This is a genomic window from Mesorhizobium sp. M0052, assembly GCF_040323255.1.
Lineage (GTDB): Bacteria > Pseudomonadota > Alphaproteobacteria > Rhizobiales > Rhizobiaceae > Mesorhizobium.
This window is the reverse complement of sequence record NZ_JAMYUS010000014.1, coordinates 137,913-153,982: the sequence shown is the minus strand read 5'-3', so window position 1 is coordinate 153,982 and position 16,070 is coordinate 137,913. Positions and strand designations below refer to the sequence as shown.

Annotated in this window: 15 protein-coding genes; 9 read left to right on the top strand and 6 right to left on the bottom strand. The window is 64.7% G+C overall.

All coding sequences use genetic code 11. The features are described from left to right. Window positions 1-201: 201 nt before the first annotated feature. Window positions 202-342, top strand: coding sequence for a hypothetical protein (locus NKJ77_RS20065; RefSeq protein WP_006206855.1), 141 nt, complete (start codon window positions 202-204; stop codon window positions 340-342). On the opposite strand, the gene NKJ77_RS20060 is transcribed toward NKJ77_RS20065, so the two are convergent. The 3 genes from NKJ77_RS20060 to NKJ77_RS20050 are packed head-to-tail and all read right to left on the bottom strand — an operon-like array spanning window position 339 to window position 3,108. Then, window positions 339-1,106, bottom strand: a complete 768-nt coding sequence (locus NKJ77_RS20060) for a metallophosphoesterase family protein (RefSeq protein WP_023830455.1) — start codon at window positions 1,104-1,106, stop codon at window positions 339-341. The genes NKJ77_RS20065 and NKJ77_RS20060 overlap by 4 nt on opposite strands. A 55-nt stretch (window positions 1,107-1,161) precedes the next feature. Beyond that, entirely contained in the window at window positions 1,162-2,298 is a 1,137-nt protein-coding gene (locus NKJ77_RS20055) for an alpha-hydroxy acid oxidase (protein ID WP_023830454.1), read from the bottom strand. A gap of 12 nt (window positions 2,299-2,310) precedes the next feature. Continuing rightward, entirely contained in the window at window positions 2,311-3,108 is a 798-nt protein-coding gene (locus NKJ77_RS20050) for an FCD domain-containing protein (RefSeq protein ID WP_023815111.1), read from the bottom strand. 205 nt (window positions 3,109-3,313) lie between these two features. Between NKJ77_RS20050 and NKJ77_RS20045 the strand changes: the two genes are divergently transcribed. The 4 genes from NKJ77_RS20045 (at window position 3,314) to glcF (ending at window position 9,175) form a co-directional block, all read left to right on the top strand. Then, window positions 3,314-4,636 carry a DUF3422 family protein gene (locus tag NKJ77_RS20045; RefSeq protein ID WP_352535633.1) on the top strand — a complete coding sequence of 441 codons (1,323 nt, stop codon included), beginning with the start codon at window positions 3,314-3,316 and terminating at the stop codon, window positions 4,634-4,636. A gap of 265 nt (window positions 4,637-4,901) precedes the next feature. Continuing rightward, window positions 4,902-6,398 (top strand): FAD-linked oxidase C-terminal domain-containing protein, encoded by a 1,497-nt coding sequence (locus NKJ77_RS20040; RefSeq protein WP_023686828.1) that lies wholly within the window; start codon window positions 4,902-4,904, stop codon window positions 6,396-6,398. A gap of 235 nt (window positions 6,399-6,633) precedes the next feature. After that, window positions 6,634-7,845 (top strand): FAD-binding protein, encoded by a 1,212-nt coding sequence (locus NKJ77_RS20035; RefSeq protein ID WP_352535632.1) that lies wholly within the window; start codon window positions 6,634-6,636, stop codon window positions 7,843-7,845. A 4-nt stretch (window positions 7,846-7,849) separates the two neighbouring features. Next, the gene (gene glcF, locus NKJ77_RS20030) at window positions 7,850-9,175 is read left to right on the top strand and encodes a glycolate oxidase subunit GlcF (RefSeq protein ID WP_023732343.1); all 1,326 of its coding nucleotides are present in this window, start codon (window positions 7,850-7,852) and stop codon (window positions 9,173-9,175) included. Window positions 9,176-9,179: 4 nt separating this feature from the next. On the opposite strand, the gene NKJ77_RS20025 is transcribed toward glcF, so the two are convergent. Both NKJ77_RS20025 and NKJ77_RS20020 read right to left on the bottom strand, forming a co-directional pair. Next, the gene (locus NKJ77_RS20025) at window positions 9,180-10,100 is read right to left on the bottom strand and encodes a bifunctional 5,10-methylenetetrahydrofolate dehydrogenase/5,10-methenyltetrahydrofolate cyclohydrolase (protein ID WP_023670547.1); all 921 of its coding nucleotides are present in this window, start codon (window positions 10,098-10,100) and stop codon (window positions 9,180-9,182) included. 271 nt (window positions 10,101-10,371) lie between these two features. Continuing rightward, on the bottom strand, window positions 10,372-11,115 hold the full coding sequence (locus NKJ77_RS20020; RefSeq protein ID WP_023686831.1) for a L,D-transpeptidase: 744 nt from the start codon (window positions 11,113-11,115) through the stop codon (window positions 10,372-10,374). A 209-nt stretch (window positions 11,116-11,324) separates the two neighbouring features. Between NKJ77_RS20020 and NKJ77_RS20015 the strand changes: the two genes are divergently transcribed. Beyond that, a complete protein-coding gene (locus NKJ77_RS20015) occupies window positions 11,325-11,963 on the top strand; it encodes a DNA-3-methyladenine glycosylase I (RefSeq protein WP_023686832.1) in 639 nt (212 codons plus the stop codon). Window positions 11,964-12,090: 127 nt separating this feature from the next. On the opposite strand, the gene NKJ77_RS20010 is transcribed toward NKJ77_RS20015, so the two are convergent. Next, complete coding sequence (locus NKJ77_RS20010; RefSeq protein WP_023681830.1) at window positions 12,091-12,333, bottom strand: hypothetical protein; 243 nt, start codon at window positions 12,331-12,333, stop codon at window positions 12,091-12,093. 203 nt (window positions 12,334-12,536) lie between these two features. Between NKJ77_RS20010 and hisS the strand changes: the two genes are divergently transcribed. From hisS to hisG, 3 genes are all read left to right on the top strand, one after another. Beyond that, a complete protein-coding gene (gene hisS, locus NKJ77_RS20005; RefSeq protein WP_023686833.1) occupies window positions 12,537-14,039 on the top strand; it encodes a histidine--tRNA ligase in 1,503 nt (500 codons plus the stop codon). Window positions 14,040-14,217: 178 nt separating this feature from the next. After that, window positions 14,218-15,336: an ATP phosphoribosyltransferase regulatory subunit gene (locus NKJ77_RS20000; protein WP_352535631.1), complete on the top strand. Its 1,119-nt coding sequence runs from the start codon at window positions 14,218-14,220 to the stop codon at window positions 15,334-15,336. Further along, the gene (gene hisG / locus NKJ77_RS19995) at window positions 15,333-16,034 is read left to right on the top strand and encodes an ATP phosphoribosyltransferase (RefSeq protein ID WP_352535630.1); all 702 of its coding nucleotides are present in this window, start codon (window positions 15,333-15,335) and stop codon (window positions 16,032-16,034) included. The genes NKJ77_RS20000 and hisG overlap by 4 nt, the downstream gene beginning before the upstream one ends. Window positions 16,035-16,070 lie beyond the last annotated feature (36 nt).

Here is a 16,070-nt window from a genome sequence, read left to right as displayed (position 1 = left end):
TTTGTGGCCGAACGCTATCCTACAAGGCGCGCGCTATGCATCGGCAATGCAACCGCGATGAACCTTCTGTGTGATCCGCGCGACACACCGCCGATACAGAATCGACCTACAAGCGCGAAATCGTCGAAACTTTGAGACGAATTCTCGGTTTCAACCCATTGGTAACCGCCTCGTGCCCAGATGCAGGAAGCTCAACTAGAGATGACGTCCGTGAAAGCAGCGCTTCTGTCCTTTGTCATGCTGTCTGCCATCGTTTTGTGCGGTCTCGGCATTTATTCCGCCGATGCAGCCAACAACCATCAGGCCGTCGACGGCTACGGCGTCACCGCCGCGCTTCGCTAAAACGCTTTTCCCTGCACAGTCAGGACACGCTTGTCCGCGCCGTCCACGGCGAGCGCGCTGAGCATGCCTGACTGCCAGGCGAGCGTGTCGACATTGACGCGGTTCGGCATCACCTCCGCCTCCGGCACCGGTGTGTGGCCGTGCACGATCACCTTCGGGTAAAGCCCTGGATGGTTGTGGAAGACGTCGCGTATCCAGACCAGATCCTGCGGGCTCTGGCTCTCCAGCGGCACGTCAGGCCTGACGCCAGCATGGCAGAAGAAGAAATCACCTGATATCAGTGACAATTGCAGCGACCGCAGGAAGTCGACATGGGCTTGCGGTACAGCATTGACCAGTGCCTGGTGTCCCCGCCGTAACGCCTCGGCCTTGCCGAACCAGCTTGCGTGTCCCGCTAGGTCGACGCCATAGGATTGTGCCGTCTGCACGCCGCCATAGCGGATGAACAGCCCTTCCGGGTCAGGCTCGTCGAGAAAATCGAGGAAGCCGATATCGTGGTTGCCGGCGAGCATCAGATGCCGTGGATCGCGTTTCTGCGCCTCGATCAGGAAGTCTATGACGCCCTTGGACTCTGGTCCGCGGTCGACATAGTCGCCGAGGTGGATGACGCGCCAATCGCTGGTCGGCTTGTATTCGAGTTCGCTCTCGATGCGGCGATGCATGGCGGCGAGCAGATCGAGCCGGCCATGCACGTCGCCGATCGCATAGAGGCGCATGCCATCGGGCGCGCGCGCGTCGAGGTAGTGGATGCCGGTCTCGGTCAAGGCGGCTTCGTCTCCGTGATCCAGCGAAGCTAGGGTCTAATCGGTGAACAAGACCCTATCGCCGCAACTGGTCCTTGCCCATCTCGGTCACCAGCCGTTTGCCGCACAGTGCCAGCGTGATGTCCATCTCCTTGCGGATGATGTCCAGCGCCAGGGTCACGCCTTGCTTGCCCATGGCGCCCAACCCGTACAGGAACGGGCGGCCGATATAGGTGCCCTTGGCGCCGAGGCAAAGCGCCTTCAGCACGTCCTGGCCCGAGCGGATGCCGCCGTCCATATGCACCTCGATCCTGTCGCCGACGGCATCGGCGATCTCCTCCAGCGCCATGATTGACGACGATGCGCCGTCGAGCTGGCGCCCGCCATGGTTGGAAACGATGATGGCGTCGGCGCCGGTCTCGACCGCCATCAGCGCGTCCTCTTTGTCGAGAATACCTTTCAGGATCAGCTTGCCGCCCCAGCGCTCCTTGATCCAGGCGACGTCCTTCCACGACAGGTGCGGGTCGAACTGCTCCGTCGTCCACGATGCCAGCGAAGCGACGTCGCCGACGCCCTTGGCATGGCCGACAATGTTGCGGAAGGTGCGGCGCTTGGTGCCGGCAATGCCCATCAGCCAGCGCGGCCGCATGGCGATGTTGGCAATGTTGGCCAGCGTCATCTTGGGCGGCGCCGACAGCCCGTTGCGGACATCCTTGTGGCGCTGCCCCAGGATCTGCAGGTCGAGCGTCAACACCAGCGCCGAGCATTTTGCAGCCTTCGCCCTGTCGATCAGGTCGAGCACGAAATCCTTGTCGCGAAGCACGTAGAGCTGGAACCAGAACGGCTTCTTCGTCACCGACGCGACATCCTCGATCGAGCAGATGCTCATCGTCGACAGCGTGAACGGCACGCCGAATTCCTCTGCCGCCTGCGCCGCCAGCATCTCGCCATCGGCATGCTGCATGCCGGTCATTCCAGTTGGGGCAAGCGCCACCGGCATCGCCACTTTCTCGCCGATCATGGTCGATTCCAGCGAGCGGTTGCTCATGTCGACCAGCACGCGCTGACGGAACTTGATCTTGCCGAAATCCTCCTCGTTGGCGCGGTAGGTGCTTTCCGTCCAGGCGCCGGAATCGGCATAGTCGAAGAACATCTTCGGCACCCGCCGGCGTGCCAGGTCCTTGAGATCGGCAATGGTGAGGATGTCGCTCATGGTGGTTCCTCGTTAGCCAGTCGTCTTGAAGCCGTCGTCGGCGTCGGAGCGCTGCTTAAGCCTGAGCCGCGACACGCGCTGCCAGTCGCCGCTGCGTTCGGCCTCGAGCATCGAGCGTTCGACATAGGAGATATGGTCCATCGCCGCTTGGCGGGCAGCTGAGGGATCGCCGGCCTTCACGGCTTTGTAGATCGCGCCGTGCTGGGCCAGCAGCGCCTCGCGCGCTCCGGGCACGCTGAACACCAGAAGCCGGTTCTGGAACACGCCTTCAGACAGCAGCCGGTAGCAGGAGCGCAGTGTGTGCAAGAGGATGATGTTGTGCGCGCATTCGCACACAGCATGGTGGAACTCGACGTCGATTTCCGCCTCGTCGTCGAAATCGCCGGTGCGGTGCGCCTCGTCCATGCGCGCCATGATGCGGTCGAGCAGCGCAATGTCGTCCGCTGTCGCGCGCCGCGCCGCATATTCGGCCGCAACACCTTCGATCTCGCGGCGGTATTCCAGATAGTCGGTCACCGCCTTGCGGTGCATGGAGACGAGGTCGGTCACCGGCTTGGTGAACAACTGGCCGATGACGTCGGCGACATGGGTGCCGCCGCCGGCCTTGGTGATCAGCAGCCCGCGCCCTTCCAGCGCCTTCAGCGCATCGCGCAGGATCGGCCGCGACACGTCGAACTGGCGCGCCAGCTCGCGCTCGCCCGGCAGCCGGTCGCCGGTGCGCAGCACGCCTTCAAGGATCAGGCTTTCGATCTGCTGCACCACCTCGTCGGCGGTGCGCGAATGCTCGATCCTGGAGAAAATATCGCTCAACGGGGGCCTGGGAAATTGAACCGGCGTCGCGCAAGATAAAGCCAGCGTCGCCAACTGGTCAAATTATTTATCCAATTTGCCCAATCGGGTCGGTCTGCGCGTCGCGCCGGCAGGACCTACGATGCTAGACTTTGGTGTTTACGCGCCTCATGGATTGCCTTTAGAGGACGCCATCACACGAAGGGTCGAGAACAGGGGGACCACCGTGTCGGACGAGACGTCCAACCTCGAATTCCAGCCGCGCGCCCAGGGCAGCGTGATGGGCTTTCCCGCGCATGAGGGACGGCCCGGCGCGATCGGCGAGGTCCATGCCCGGCCGCATCCGCTGATCGAGAAGCCGCGCGTGCTTGTGCAACTCGCCTTCATGACCGAGGGCGGCTCCGGCGTCGACATGGCCGTGCTCTCCGAACTGTCGCGGCGCCTCGGCATCGCGGCGCCCGACCGTCATGCCCGCCACCACGCCATGAAGTGGGGCAAGGGTACGCTGCGCTGGGAGCGGCATACGGAATTCTCGACCTATCTTTGGGAAGGGCCGCTTGCCGAAAGCGGCAGGGCGCAGGAGGATTCTCCTTTCGGCAACGGGTTCTCGCCGCCGGGAACGGTGATCTCAGGCATAAGGCTGGAGATCCGCAAATGGACGCCGGCAAGCGAGAAGCTGATTGCGGCCTTCGACCCGACGAGCCTCTGCTATTCGCTGGTCGAGCGCGGCAATGCGGCCATCGTCACCGATTTCCGCCAGGACGGCGACGGCCTGACCCGCATCCTGGTGCTTGATCGCGGCCTGACGCCGGCGCGGACCGGCGCGCTGTCGCAGCGGCTGATCGACGTCGAGACGTATCGCACGCTTGCCATGCTCGGCCTGCCGCTGGCGCTGACGCTGTCGGGCCGCGCCCGCCGCATCGAGGACCGGCTGGCGCAGACCACGCTGGAAATGAAGGCCGCTGAAACCCGCGACAGCCAGACGCTGCTCGCCGACCTGACCGAGCTTGCCGCTGAACTCGAGGCTGATGCCGCCTCCAGCCTCTATCGCTTCGGCGCCAGTCGCGCCTATGACGGCATCGTTGTCGAGCGGCTGGAAGCGCTGGAGGAAGAAGCCGTGCCCGGCTACGACACCTGGCGTGGCTTCCTGCAGCGGCGGGTGGCACCCGCCATGCGCACCTGCCGGTCGGTCGAGGAGCGCCAGGCCAACCTGTCGCGAAAACTGACCCGCGCCACGACGCTGCTGCGCACGTGGGTCGATGTCGAGGTCGAGAAGCAGAACCGCGATCTGCTGGCGTCGATGAACAACCGCGCCCGGCTGCAACTGCGGTTGCAGCAGACGGTCGAGGGCCTGTCGGTGGCAGCAGTGTCCTACTATGTCGTCGGCCTGATCTCCTATCTCGCCAAGGGCGCATCGATCTTCGGCCATGCCTTTGCACCCGAAATCGTCACTGCCGCGGCGGTGCCGGTCGCCATCCTGCTGGTCTGGTGGGGCGTGCGGCGAGTCAGGCGGATGCACTCCGAGCCGGCGAAACATCCGGGGGAGTAGGAGCGCACTTTACCCTCCCCCTTGTGGGGAGGGTCGATCCGCATAGCGGATCGGGGTGAGGGTGCTCGTAAAGAGCTTTCGTCGCGCGGACCCCCACCCCGCTCACTGCGTTCGCGACCCTCCCCACAAGGGGGAGGGTTAAGATCCATAGCGGCAGATTGCCGCTGCGGAAGGCTGGCAGTACGCTCTTTGCCCGACGCGGTGTTTGCAACATCCGGATGTAACTGGTAAAAGTTTTTTACCAGCCAAGCGGAGGACGCCGCCAATGTCCGGCCTTGTCATGCCCAAGCCAGACGACGCCACGATGCGAAGGCGCGCAGAGATCGTCGCCGATATGCGCATCATCGTGCCGGGCGAGGGCGTCGTCGACGCCACCAACGAAATGCGCGCCTTCGAAAGCGACGGTCTCACCGCCTACCGGCAATTGCCGCTGGTCGTGGTGCTGCCGGAAACGGTGGCGCAGGTGTCGCGGGTGCTGAAATACTGCAACGACCGCAACATCCGTGTCGTGCCGCGCGGCTCCGGCACCTCGCTCTCCGGCGGCGCGTTGCCGCTCGAGGATGCCGTGCTGCTGGTCATGAGCCGCTTCAACCGCATCCTTGCCATCGACTATCCCGATCGCGTCGTCGTCGCTCAGCCCGGCGTCACCAATCTCGGCATCACCACCGCCGTCGAGCAGGAGGGCTTCTACTATGCGCCCGATCCATCCTCCCAGATCGCCTGCTCGATCGGCGGCAATGTCGCTGAAAATTCCGGCGGCGTGCACTGCCTGAAATACGGCCTGACCGCCAACAATGTGCTGGGCATTGAGATGGTGCTGATGAACGGCGAGGTGGTGCGGCTTGGCGGCAATCATCTGGACTCGGAAGGCTATGATCTCCTCGGCGTCATGACGGGGTCCGAAGGCCTGCTCGGCGTCGTCACCGAGGTCACCGTGCGCATCCTGAAAAAGCCAGAGACGGCCCGTGCTCTGCTGATCGGCTTTCCGACCAGCGAGCAGGGCGGCCAATGCGTCGCCGACATCATCGGCGCCGGCATTATCCCTGGCGGCATGGAGATGATGGACCGGCCGGCGATCCATGCCGCGGAAGATTTCGTCCACGCCGGCTATCCCCTTGATGTCGAGGCGCTGCTGATCGTCGAACTCGACGGGCCGGGCGTCGAGGTCGATCACCTGATCGGTCTCGTCGAAGCGATCGCCTACAGGAACGGCTCCACCACATGCCGCGTCTCGCAATCCGAACAGGAGCGGCTGAGCTTCTGGGCCGGTCGCAAGGCGGCCTTCCCGGCGGTCGGCCGCATCTCGCCCGACTATTACTGCATGGATGGCACCATCCCGCGCAAGGAATTGCCGGGTGTGCTCGCCGGCATGCGCGAACTGTCGGAGAAATACGGCCTCGGCGTCGCCAATGTCTTCCACGCCGGCGACGGCAATCTGCATCCGCTGATCCTCTATGACGCCAACGTGCCGGGCGAACTCGACAAGGCGGAAAGTTTTGGCGCCGACATCTTGCGGCTCTGCGTCAAGGTCGGCGGCGTCTTGACCGGCGAGCACGGCGTCGGCGTCGAGAAGCGCGATTTGATGCCGGAGATGTTCAACCAGATCGACCTCGACCAACAAATGCGCGTCAAATGCGCCTTCGATCCCAACCATCTGCTCAACCCGGGAAAAGTGTTCCCGCAACTGCGCCGCTGCGCGGAGCTTGGACGCATGCATGTGCATCGCGGGCAGGTCGCGTTTCCGGATATTCCGAGGTTTTGATGGGGGCGGAATGTCTCACGTCGGCGATCCTTCGCGCCCCCCTCTGTCCTGCCGGACATCTCCCCCACAAGGGGGGAGATCACCAGTCATCTCTGCCTTCGCCAATCTTCGACGTTGCTAGAGAGGCGCGGTCGCCAAAGCTGCTAATCTCCCCCCAAGTGGGGGAGATGTCCGGCAGGACAGAGGGGGGCACGAAGGAACTCGACGTCTCTGCACTCGCAAGCGGCGCGTCGCCATGACCACCTTCACTCCCACCTCGTCCACCGAAGTCCTCTCCACCGTCCAATGGGCGGCTGCGGAGGAATCGCCGCTGGAGACCATCGGCCACGGCTCCAAGCGCGGCATCGGTCGGCCATCGCAAACCGAGCACACGCTCGATCTCTCAAAACTCACCGGCGTCACGCTCTACGAGCCGGCCGAACTGGTGCTGTCGGCGAAGGCCGGCACACCGCTTTCCGATATAGAAAGCCTGCTCGCCGAAAACGGCCAGCAACTTGCTTTCGAGCCGATGGACTACGGCCCATTGTTCGGCGGCATCAAGGGAAGAGGCACGATCGGCGGTGTGCTTGCCGCGAACCTGTCCGGCCCGCGCCGGCTGAAGGCGGGCGCCGCGCGCGACCACATCCTCGGCATCAACGCCGTTGCCGGCCGCGGCGAGGCTTTCAAGTCCGGCGGCCGCGTCGTCAAGAATGTCACCGGCTACGACCTGTCGAAGCTGATGGCCAACAGCTGGGGGACGCTGGCCGTGTTCACCGACGTCACCTTCAAGGTGTTGCCGGCGGCCGAGACCGAGGTCACGCTTGCCGTGCGTGGCCTGCTCGACGATGCGGCGGCCGCCGCCATGGCGCTGGCGCTCGGCTCCAGCGCCGAAGTGACGAGCGCCGCGCATCTGCCGGAGCGGATCGCCGCGCGTGTCGCCGACGGCGCGCTCGGCACTGACGCCGCGACGCTGCTGCGCGTCGAAGGGTTCGGCCCTTCGGTCGCCTATCGCATCGAGGCACTGAAAACCCTGCTGAAAAATGCCGGCCCGTTGCAGGACATTGCCGGCGAGGCCTCGCATGCCCTTTGGCGTGATATCAGGGATTGCGCTCCCTTCGCCGACGGCAGTGAAAAGCCGGTCTGGCGCGTTTCGATGGCGCCGTCCCAGGCCCACCAGATGGTACTGACGCTGCGCATGCAGATCGGCGTCAGCGCCTTTTACGACTGGCAGGGTGGGCTGGTCTGGCTGCGCATGGAGGAGGGCGATCCCGAGGCCGCCCTGCTGCGCGGGCTGATCAGAAAACATGGCGGCGGCCACGCGACGCTGGTGCGCGCCGCGCCCGCGCATCGCGCCGCCGTGCCGGTGTTCGAGCCACAGGCGCCGCATCTGGCCGCCCTGTCGGCTAGGCTCAAGGCCGAGTTCGATCCCAAGGCCATCCTCAATCCCGGCCGCATGGCCCAGGGCTAACGCGATGCAGACCAATTTCTCCCTTGCCCAGCTCGCCGATCCGCATGTCGCGGAATCGGAGAAGATCCTGCGCAAATGCGTGCATTGCGGCTTCTGCACCGCCACCTGCCCGACCTATGTCACACTCGGCAACGAGCTGGATTCACCGCGCGGGCGCATCTACCTGATCAAGGATATGCTGGAGAACGGCCGTCCCGCCGACAAGGAGATCGTCACCCATATCGACCGCTGCCTGTCCTGCCTCGCCTGCATGACGACCTGCCCGTCGGGCGTCAACTACATGCATCTGGTCGACCATGCCCGCGCCCATATCGAGGAGACTTACAGGCGGCCGCTGCTCGACCGGCTGACCCGCGCCCTGCTGGCCCTAGTGCTGCCTTACCCCGCGCGCTTTCGCGCCGCGCTGAAGCTGGCGAGGTTGGGCAAGCCGTTCATCGGCCTGTTCGAAAAGGTCCCAGCCTTGAAGCCGCTCGGTGCTATGCTGAAGCTGGCGCCGGCCTCTATTCCCGCCGCCTCGCCAATGGCCTCTCCTGGCGTCCATGCCGGGCAGGGAGCGAAAAAGGGCCGCGTCGCCATCCTCACCGGCTGCGCCCAATCGGTGCTCGATCCCGCCATCAACGAGACGACGATTGCATTGCTGACCAGGCTCGGCGTCGAGGTCGTGGTGCCTGAGGGCGAGGCCTGCTGCGGCGCGCTGGTCCATCATATGGGCCGCGAGGCAGCAGCCCTTGCCTCGGCCCGGCAGAATGTCGATGCCTGGACACGCGCCATCGACCAGGGTGGGCTCGATGCCATCGTCATCACCGCGTCCGGCTGCGGCACCACCATCAAGGACTATGGCTTCATGCTGCGCCTCGATCCGGCCTATGCCGACAAGGCTGCAAAGGTCTCGGCGCTGGCCAGGGACATCACCGAATATCTCGCAAGCCTCGACCTGCCGGAGCCGGTGCGCAAGCCCGGCACGGTCGTTGCCTACCACTCCGCCTGTTCGATGCAGCACGGCCAGAAGATCACCCGCCAGCCGAAGGAGTTGCTGGCCAAGGCCGGCTTCGTCGTGCGCGAGCCGCGCGAGGGCCATCTGTGCTGCGGCTCGGCCGGCACCTACAACATCCTGCAGCCGGAGATTTCGGAGAAGCTGCGCGACCGAAAGGTGAAAAACATCGAGGCCACCGGCGCGGAGATCGTTGCCACAGGCAATATCGGCTGCATCACCCAGATCGCTTCGGCTGCAAAGCTGCCGGTGGTGCACACGATCAAGCTGCTCGACTGGGCCTATGGTGGTCCGAAGCCGGAGGGCGTCTCCGAAGGAAACCTGGTCGCCGCCGAGTAAGCAGCTATTCCGCTGCCAGCCGGTCCACCACGCCATACGTCGCCTGGTAGCGCGCGCGCTGGCGGCTGAGCGCGACCATTGTGTTGCGCAAGAGGATCGCCACAGTGATCGGGCCGACGCCGCCCGGCACCGGCGTGATCCAGGACGCGACTTCCTTCACGCTCTCGGTGTCGACGTCGCCGACGATGCGGCTCGTGCCGTCCGGGCCGATCTCGGAATTGATGCCGATGTCGATGACGGCCGCACCGGGCTTCACCATGTCGGCCTTGATCAGCCGCGGCTTGCCGACGGCGACGAACAGCGCATCGGCGCGGCGCGCATGTGCCGCCACCGAGCGCGTCATGTGATGGCACACCGTCACCGTCGCGCCTTCGCTCATCAGCAGGAAGGCAATCGGCTTGCCGACGATCTCGGAATGGCCGACGACGACGACTTCGAGCCCCTTGAGGTCGAGGCCGGTTTCCTTGAGCAGCTCGACCGAGGCCGCAGCCGTGCAAGGCGCGAGGTCGAGCTGATTGTAGACGATATTGCCGATCGACGCCGGATGCATGCCCTCGACGTCCTTCAGTGGATGCACCGCCGCTTGCAGCGTCTTGATCGGGATATGCGCCGGCACCGGCCGCTGGATGATGATGCCGGTGACGCGCGGGTCGGCGTTCAGGCCGTGGATCGCCGCCTCGAGTTCGCCGGCGCTGATGTCGGCGGGGAACCGCCGCTCCTCGAAACCGATGCCGGCAAGGGCGGCCTTGGCGCGCTGGTTGCGCACATAGACATCTACGGCAGCGGTATCGCCGACGGTGATCGACACCAGCTTGGGCGGAAAACCTTCGGCGGTAGCGATGGCGGCATCCTCGCGCACGGATGCCATGATGCGCTGGGCGACCGGGCCGCCCCGGAGATAGCGGCTATCGTCTGGCGGAGACATGGCTGGACCTTTGCAGCGGAGTTTGGCGCAGGGGAGTTTGGCCGTCCCTATAGCAGGGGAAATGCGGCAAGGCAGCGTGAAAGCGAACCGTCATCCCCCTGGCGCGACGTTCTGGCGCAGCCTGGCTCAGCTATAGCCGCAAAGAGAAAGGGCAGCGCGGTTTCCCGGGCTGCCCTTTCCTGACTGGCCGCATCCCCACACGGCCCGTCCCCCGCAAACTCTTCCCGATCCTGAAGGTCTAACCTTCTGGATCAGATGATTCGGTAGCCGATTATATCACGACCACGGTCGTTCCAACATTGACCCTCTCGTAAAGGTCAACCACGTCCTCGTTGCGCATGCGGATGCAGCCGGAAGACACCGAGCCGCCGATGGTCCATGGCTGGTTGGTGCCGTGGATGCGGTATTCCGTCGTGCCGAGATAGAGCGCGCGGGCGCCAAGCGGGTTTTCCTCGCCGCCGGCCAGATAGGTCGGGAGGTAGCGGCCCTTGGCGGCCTCGCGCTTGATCATCTCCGCTGGCGGGCGCCAGTCCGGCCAGACGCGCTTGTTGGTGATCTTGTGCGTGCCAGACCATTCGAAGCCAGGCTTGCCTGTGCCGACGCCATAGCGCCGCGCCTTGCCGTTCTTCTCGACCAGGAACAGGAAGTTCTGCGTCGTATCGATGACGATCGTGCCCGGCTTCTGCGGGCCGTCATAGGCGACTTCCTGCGGCAGGTAGAGCGGATTGATCTGCGGCCGCATCACCACGCGCTTGGCCGGCGCCTGCACGGAAGCAGTGCGCACCCGATCGGGTCGCGCCGGCTGCGCATAGCGAAGTCGCGGCTGCTGGACCACCTGTCGGCTCTGCCGCACGATGCCGGGCGCCCGGCCAAGCTGCAGCACCCAGGGTGCGGAAAGGTCCGGGCTCACCATCACCGGCGGCCTGTCGGCATAGCGGTCGTTGGCGGCAGAGGAGGTGACGCCGGCGGCCAGAATGGCCACGGCGCCGAGCACGGAACGCAAAAAGATCTTCATCGGAACGCACCTTGATCGTCGAACGGACGGAGGCGGAACTTGCCCCCGGTTGCGCGATCCTTGGCGCGAAGCGGCAACCGAAACATGAATCGGAATGCGTAAAATGCCGCTTTGTCAGTAAACCTTTTGGTGTGGTTACCGCCGGGTTCAGGAATCTGGTAAAGCCGCGGTAAATGCAGCGCGAAAGCGCGTTAACGGATGGATTGGCCATGGCGCAAGACAACACCGGACTGCTTACCGGCTCCGACGGGATCACGCGCTGCTTCTGGCACGGCAATCTGCCGGACTATCTGCACTACCACGACCATGAATGGGGCCGGCCGGTCGCCGACGACCGCAGGCTGTTCGAAAAAATCTGCCTGGAAGGCTTTCAGTCCGGCCTGTCCTGGCTGACCATTCTGCGCAAGCGCGAGAATTTCCGCGAGGCCTTCGCCGGTTTCGACTTCGACAAGGTCGCTGCCTTCACCGACGAGGATGTCGAGCGCCTGGTCGCCAATGTCGGCATCATCCGCCACCGCGGCAAGATCGTCTCGACCATCAACAACGCCAAACGCGCGCGCGAAATGGTGGATGAATTCGGCTCGCTGGCCGCCTGGTTCTGGAAGTTCGAGCCGGGGTCGGAGGAGCGGCCGGAGATCGTCGACCTCGCCCACCTGCGGGCCAACCCGACGACAGCGGTCTCGATCAGGATTTCGAAGGAGTTGAAAAAGCGCGGCTGGAGCTTTGTCGGACCGACGACGGTCTATGCCTTCATGCAAGCGATGGGTCTGGTCAACGACCATCTCGAGGGGTGTGTTTGCCGGGAGCAGGTGGAGAAGGAACGCAAGGCCTTTAAGAGGCCGAAGTAGGGCGCTGTCCCCCTACCTCCCCCTTGTGGAGAGGTCGCGCCGAAGGCGCGGGTGGGGGGTATCTTGGCGCCGCACCCCCACCCCGACGCTACGCGTCGACCCTCCCCACAAGGGGAGGGTAAGGAACTCACGTCCCGCTGGCGCCAGTCAGGAACAATCCCGCCACAATCGCCGCCAGTGCCGCAAAGGCCGGATAAATCACCAGCAATCCGGTCATCAGCGCCTCGCGCATGGTGGAACCCTTGCGCTCGTCGGCGGTGACCTCGAACGGACCGAGGCTCGCCGTCACCTGCGCACGGCTCTCGGCCGGCCGCAGCCGGACTTCATGCAAGCCGTCGTCTCTGATATCGAACTTGTGTGCCGCAGTCATGGCCCCAACCCTTTGTTTCGGCGCGCTTATCGGCTCTGATTGTGTCGGCACGATGCCGCGCCGATGGCGGAATTGTTTCCTTTTGGTGCGTTTTGTTTCGGAGGAGAAGGAAAAAGCGCAAACCCTTGCCGCACAAAGCCGCTTCGGTTAGGACACGCCCACTCCAAACAAGTCATCGATTACTAAGCGAAAAGACCCATCCCATGGCCGACAAATCGGAAAAGACGAAAGCGCGGCTGCCGCGCGGCTTTGCCGACCGCAGTGCGGAAGACATCCGCGCCGTCGAGAAGATGATGGCGACGATCCGCTCGGTCTATGAGCTCTATGGTTTCGAGCCGGCCGACCAGCCGCTGATCGAATACACCGATGCGCTGGGCAAATTCCTGCCCGACCAGGACCGGCCTAATGAGGGCGTATTTTCTTTCCAGGACGATGACGAGCAGTGGCTGTCGTTGCGCTACGACCTGACCGCGCCGACGGCGCGTTATGTCGCCGAGAATTTTGAGCGACTGCCGAAGCCCTATCGCAGCTACCGCTCCGGCTGGGTGTTCCGCAACGAAAAGCCCGGCCCCGGCCGCTTCCGCCAGTTCATGCAGTTCGACGCTGACACCATCGGCACACCGGGCGTCGCGGCTGATGCTGAAATGGCGATGATGATGGCCGACGTGATGGAAGCGCTCGGCATCAAGCGCGGCGACTACGTCATCCGCGTCAACAATCGCAAGGTGCTCGATGGCGTGCTGGAAGCGATCGGCCTTGGCGGCGATGAGAATGCAGGGCGTCGGCTGACGGTGCTGCGCGCGATCGACAAGCTGGACAAGCTCGGACCGGAAGGCGTGAGACTGCTGCTTGGTCCGGGGCGCTGGGATGGCGGCAAGGAAGGCGAGGGTGACTTTGCCAAGGGTGCCGGACTGAATGAGGCGCAAGCCGAGGCCGTTCTTCTCGCGACAGCGAGGGAACAGGCCCGCCAGGATTCCAATGTCGATGCGAACGCGATCTATCAGGAAGGCGTTGGCGAGCTCTCCACGATTGAAGCCTTGGTCAGGGCGGCAGGGTACGGCGAAGATCGTATCGCCATGGACCGCTCCGTCGTGCGTGGCCTCGAATACTACACCGGCCCGGTTTTCGAGGCCGAGCTTCTGGCCGAAATCCCCAACGAAGACGGCCAGATCGTGCGCTTCGGTTCGGTCGGTGGTGGCGGCCGCTATGACGGGCTGGTCTCGCGCTTCCGTGGCGAGCCGGTGCCGGCGACCGGCTTTTCGATCGGCGTCTCCCGCCTGATGACGGCGCTGAAGAACCTCGGCAAGCTGGACACCACAGACGTGATCGCGCCGGTCGTCGTGCTGGTGATGGACAAGGATACCGAAAGCCTCGGCCGCTACCAGAAGATGGTGGCCGGCCTGCGCGCGGCCGGCATCCGCTCCGAAATGTATCTCGGCGGCGCCGGCATGAAGGCGCAGTTGAAATATGCCGACCGCCGCGGCAGCCCGGTTGCCATCATTCAGGGCGGCGACGAGCGCGCCAAGGGCGAGCTGCAGATCAAGGATCTGATCGAAGGCGCACGCATGTCGGCCGAGATCACCGACAACGCCGAATGGCGGGCCGCAAGGCCAGCGCAGGTGACCGTGGCGGAGAGCGAGCTGGTCGCCGAGGTGAAGAAGATTCTGGCGGCGCAGGCGGCCGACCGTGCGAAGGGTGGCGCTTGAACACCCCCCTCTGGCCTGCCGGCCATCTCCCCCTCAAGGGGGGAGATTGGATGTCATCGGCGCTTTGGCAAATCTTCATCGCTGCAGGAAACGATCCGACGCTAAAGCTGCCAATCTCCCGCCTTGAGGGGGAGATGGCCGGCAGGCCAGAGGGGGGTGCCTCGCACCCAACCAGCCGATGACTCGCTATCCCGCCATCGCATCCGAAATCACTAAGCTCTTCGCCACCCGCAACACCCATGCGGTTGAGGTCGCGGTGCTGCAGCCGGCCGACCCATTCCTCGATATGGCCGGCGAGGATCTGCGCCGCCGCATCTTTCTCACCGAAAGCGAGACCGGCAAGACGCTGTGTCTGCGGCCCGAATTCACCATCCCCGTCTGCCTCGACCACATCGCCTCGCAGGCGGGCACGCCGCGTCGCTATTCCTACATCGGCGAAGTGTTCCGCCAGCGCCGCGAGGGCGGCAACGAGTTCTTTCAGGCCGGCATCGAGGATCTCGGTGACCGCGATACGGCCGAGGCCGATGCGCGTTCGCTGGTCGATGCGCATGCGCTGCTGCAGCTGGTGCTGCCGGCGCAACCTCTTGCGATCACCCTCGGCGACCAGACCATCTTCGAGGCGGTGCTGGCGGCCCTCGGCCTGCCGCGCGGCTGGCGCATGCGACTTGCGCGTGCCTTCGGTTCGGCGCCGATGCTGCAGGCAGCGTTGTCCGATCTCGCCAACCCGCCACGCAACGGTGAGCTTGACGGCGAAGTCGCGGCCCTAGTGCTCGATGGCGATCTCGAAGCGCTTTCCGCCCACATTGCCGGCGGCATGGAAGAGGCCGGCCTTTTGGCATCCGGCGGACGCGCGCCAGTCGACATTGCCCGGCGGCTGATCGAAAAGGCCGAATTGCGCAGCGTGCGGCTGTCGAACGAGGCCTTTGCTGCACTCAGGGATTTCCTCGCCATCGACGTGCCGCTCGACGGCTCGAGTGCTGCGCTCGAAAGTTTTGCGGCCTCTGCCGGGCTTTCGCTGGGCGCGGCGCTGGAAAAATTCGCCGCCCGCGCCAAAGCCATCGAGGCACATGGCCTGCCTGCAAAGACGATCCGCTACGACGCTGCCTTCGGCCGTCCGCTGGATTACTACACCGGCATCGTCTTCGAGATCGAAGCACTTGGTGGCGAGCGGCCGCTGGCCGGCGGCGGTCGCTACGACCGGCTGCTGACCCTGCTCGGCGCCAAGACGCCGATCCCCGGCGTCGGCTTCTCTGTCTGGCTCGACCGCATCGAAGCGCTGCGGGGAGAGCCGCAATGATCACGCTGGCGATCCCATCGAAAGGCCGGCTCAAGGAGCAGGCCTTGGAGGTACTGGCCAGGGCCGGGCTTGCCGTCAGCCTGCCCGGCGATGAGCGCCAGTACCGCGCCCGCATCGACGGCGCCGAGGGCATCGAGGTGGCGTTCCTGTCGGCGTCCGAAATCGCCGGCGAGATTGGGCAAGGTTCGGTCGACCTCGGCATTACCGGCGAGGATCTGCTGCGCGAAAACCTCGCCGACTGGGAGGCGCGCGCCGAAATCGTCGCTCGCCTCGGCTTCGGCCATGCCGATGTCGTGGTCGCGGTGCCCGACATCTGGCTCGACGTCGATACTATGGCCGATCTCGACGATGTCGCCGCCGATTTCCGCCAGCGCCACGGCAGGCGACTGAGGATCGCAACCAAATACTGGCGGCTCACGCAGCAGTTCTTCTCGCAAAAGCACGGCATCCAGGTCTACCGCATCGTCGAAAGCCTCGGGGCCACCGAAGGCGCACCGGCGGCAGGCCTCGCCGACGTCATCGTCGACATCACCACCACCGGCTCGACCCTGCGCGCCAACCATCTCAAGGTGCTGGCCGATGGGGTTGTGCTGAAGTCGCAGGCCTGCCTCGTGGCTGCCAGGAAAGATCGTGCTGCTGCGGATGAGGCGCTAGTGCGGGAAATAGCCGCGAAGATGAGCGCGCTCCCTCCCCCTTGAGGGGAGGGTGGACAGCCGCCAAAGGCGGATGGACGG

What these genes read in the sequence shown, in the direction of transcription:
- NKJ77_RS20035 (WP_352535632.1), top strand. Translation starts at nt 6,634, where the DNA reads ATGACCACCTTCACTCCCACCTCGTCCACCGAAGTCCTCTCCACCGTC.
- NKJ77_RS20020 (WP_023686831.1), bottom strand. Translation starts at nt 11,115, where the DNA reads ATGAAGATCTTTTTGCGTTCCGTGCTCGGCGCCGTGGCCATTCTGGCC.
- NKJ77_RS20015 (WP_023686832.1), top strand. Translation starts at nt 11,325, where the DNA reads ATGGCGCAAGACAACACCGGACTGCTTACCGGCTCCGACGGGATCACG.
- NKJ77_RS20025 (WP_023670547.1), bottom strand. Translation starts at nt 10,100, where the DNA reads ATGTCTCCGCCAGACGATAGCCGCTATCTCCGGGGCGGCCCGGTCGCC.
- NKJ77_RS20010 (WP_023681830.1), bottom strand. Translation starts at nt 12,333, where the DNA reads ATGACTGCGGCACACAAGTTCGATATCAGAGACGACGGCTTGCATGAA.
- hisG (WP_352535630.1), top strand. Translation starts at nt 15,333, where the DNA reads ATGATCACGCTGGCGATCCCATCGAAAGGCCGGCTCAAGGAGCAGGCC.
- hisS (WP_023686833.1), top strand. Translation starts at nt 12,537, where the DNA reads ATGGCCGACAAATCGGAAAAGACGAAAGCGCGGCTGCCGCGCGGCTTT.
- NKJ77_RS20040 (WP_023686828.1), top strand. Translation starts at nt 4,902, where the DNA reads ATGTCCGGCCTTGTCATGCCCAAGCCAGACGACGCCACGATGCGAAGG.
- NKJ77_RS20055 (WP_023830454.1), bottom strand. Translation starts at nt 2,298, where the DNA reads ATGAGCGACATCCTCACCATTGCCGATCTCAAGGACCTGGCACGCCGG.
- NKJ77_RS20065 (WP_006206855.1), top strand. Translation starts at nt 202, where the DNA reads ATGACGTCCGTGAAAGCAGCGCTTCTGTCCTTTGTCATGCTGTCTGCC.
- NKJ77_RS20000 (WP_352535631.1), top strand. Translation starts at nt 14,218, where the DNA reads ATGACTCGCTATCCCGCCATCGCATCCGAAATCACTAAGCTCTTCGCC.
- glcF (WP_023732343.1), top strand. Translation starts at nt 7,850, where the DNA reads ATGCAGACCAATTTCTCCCTTGCCCAGCTCGCCGATCCGCATGTCGCG.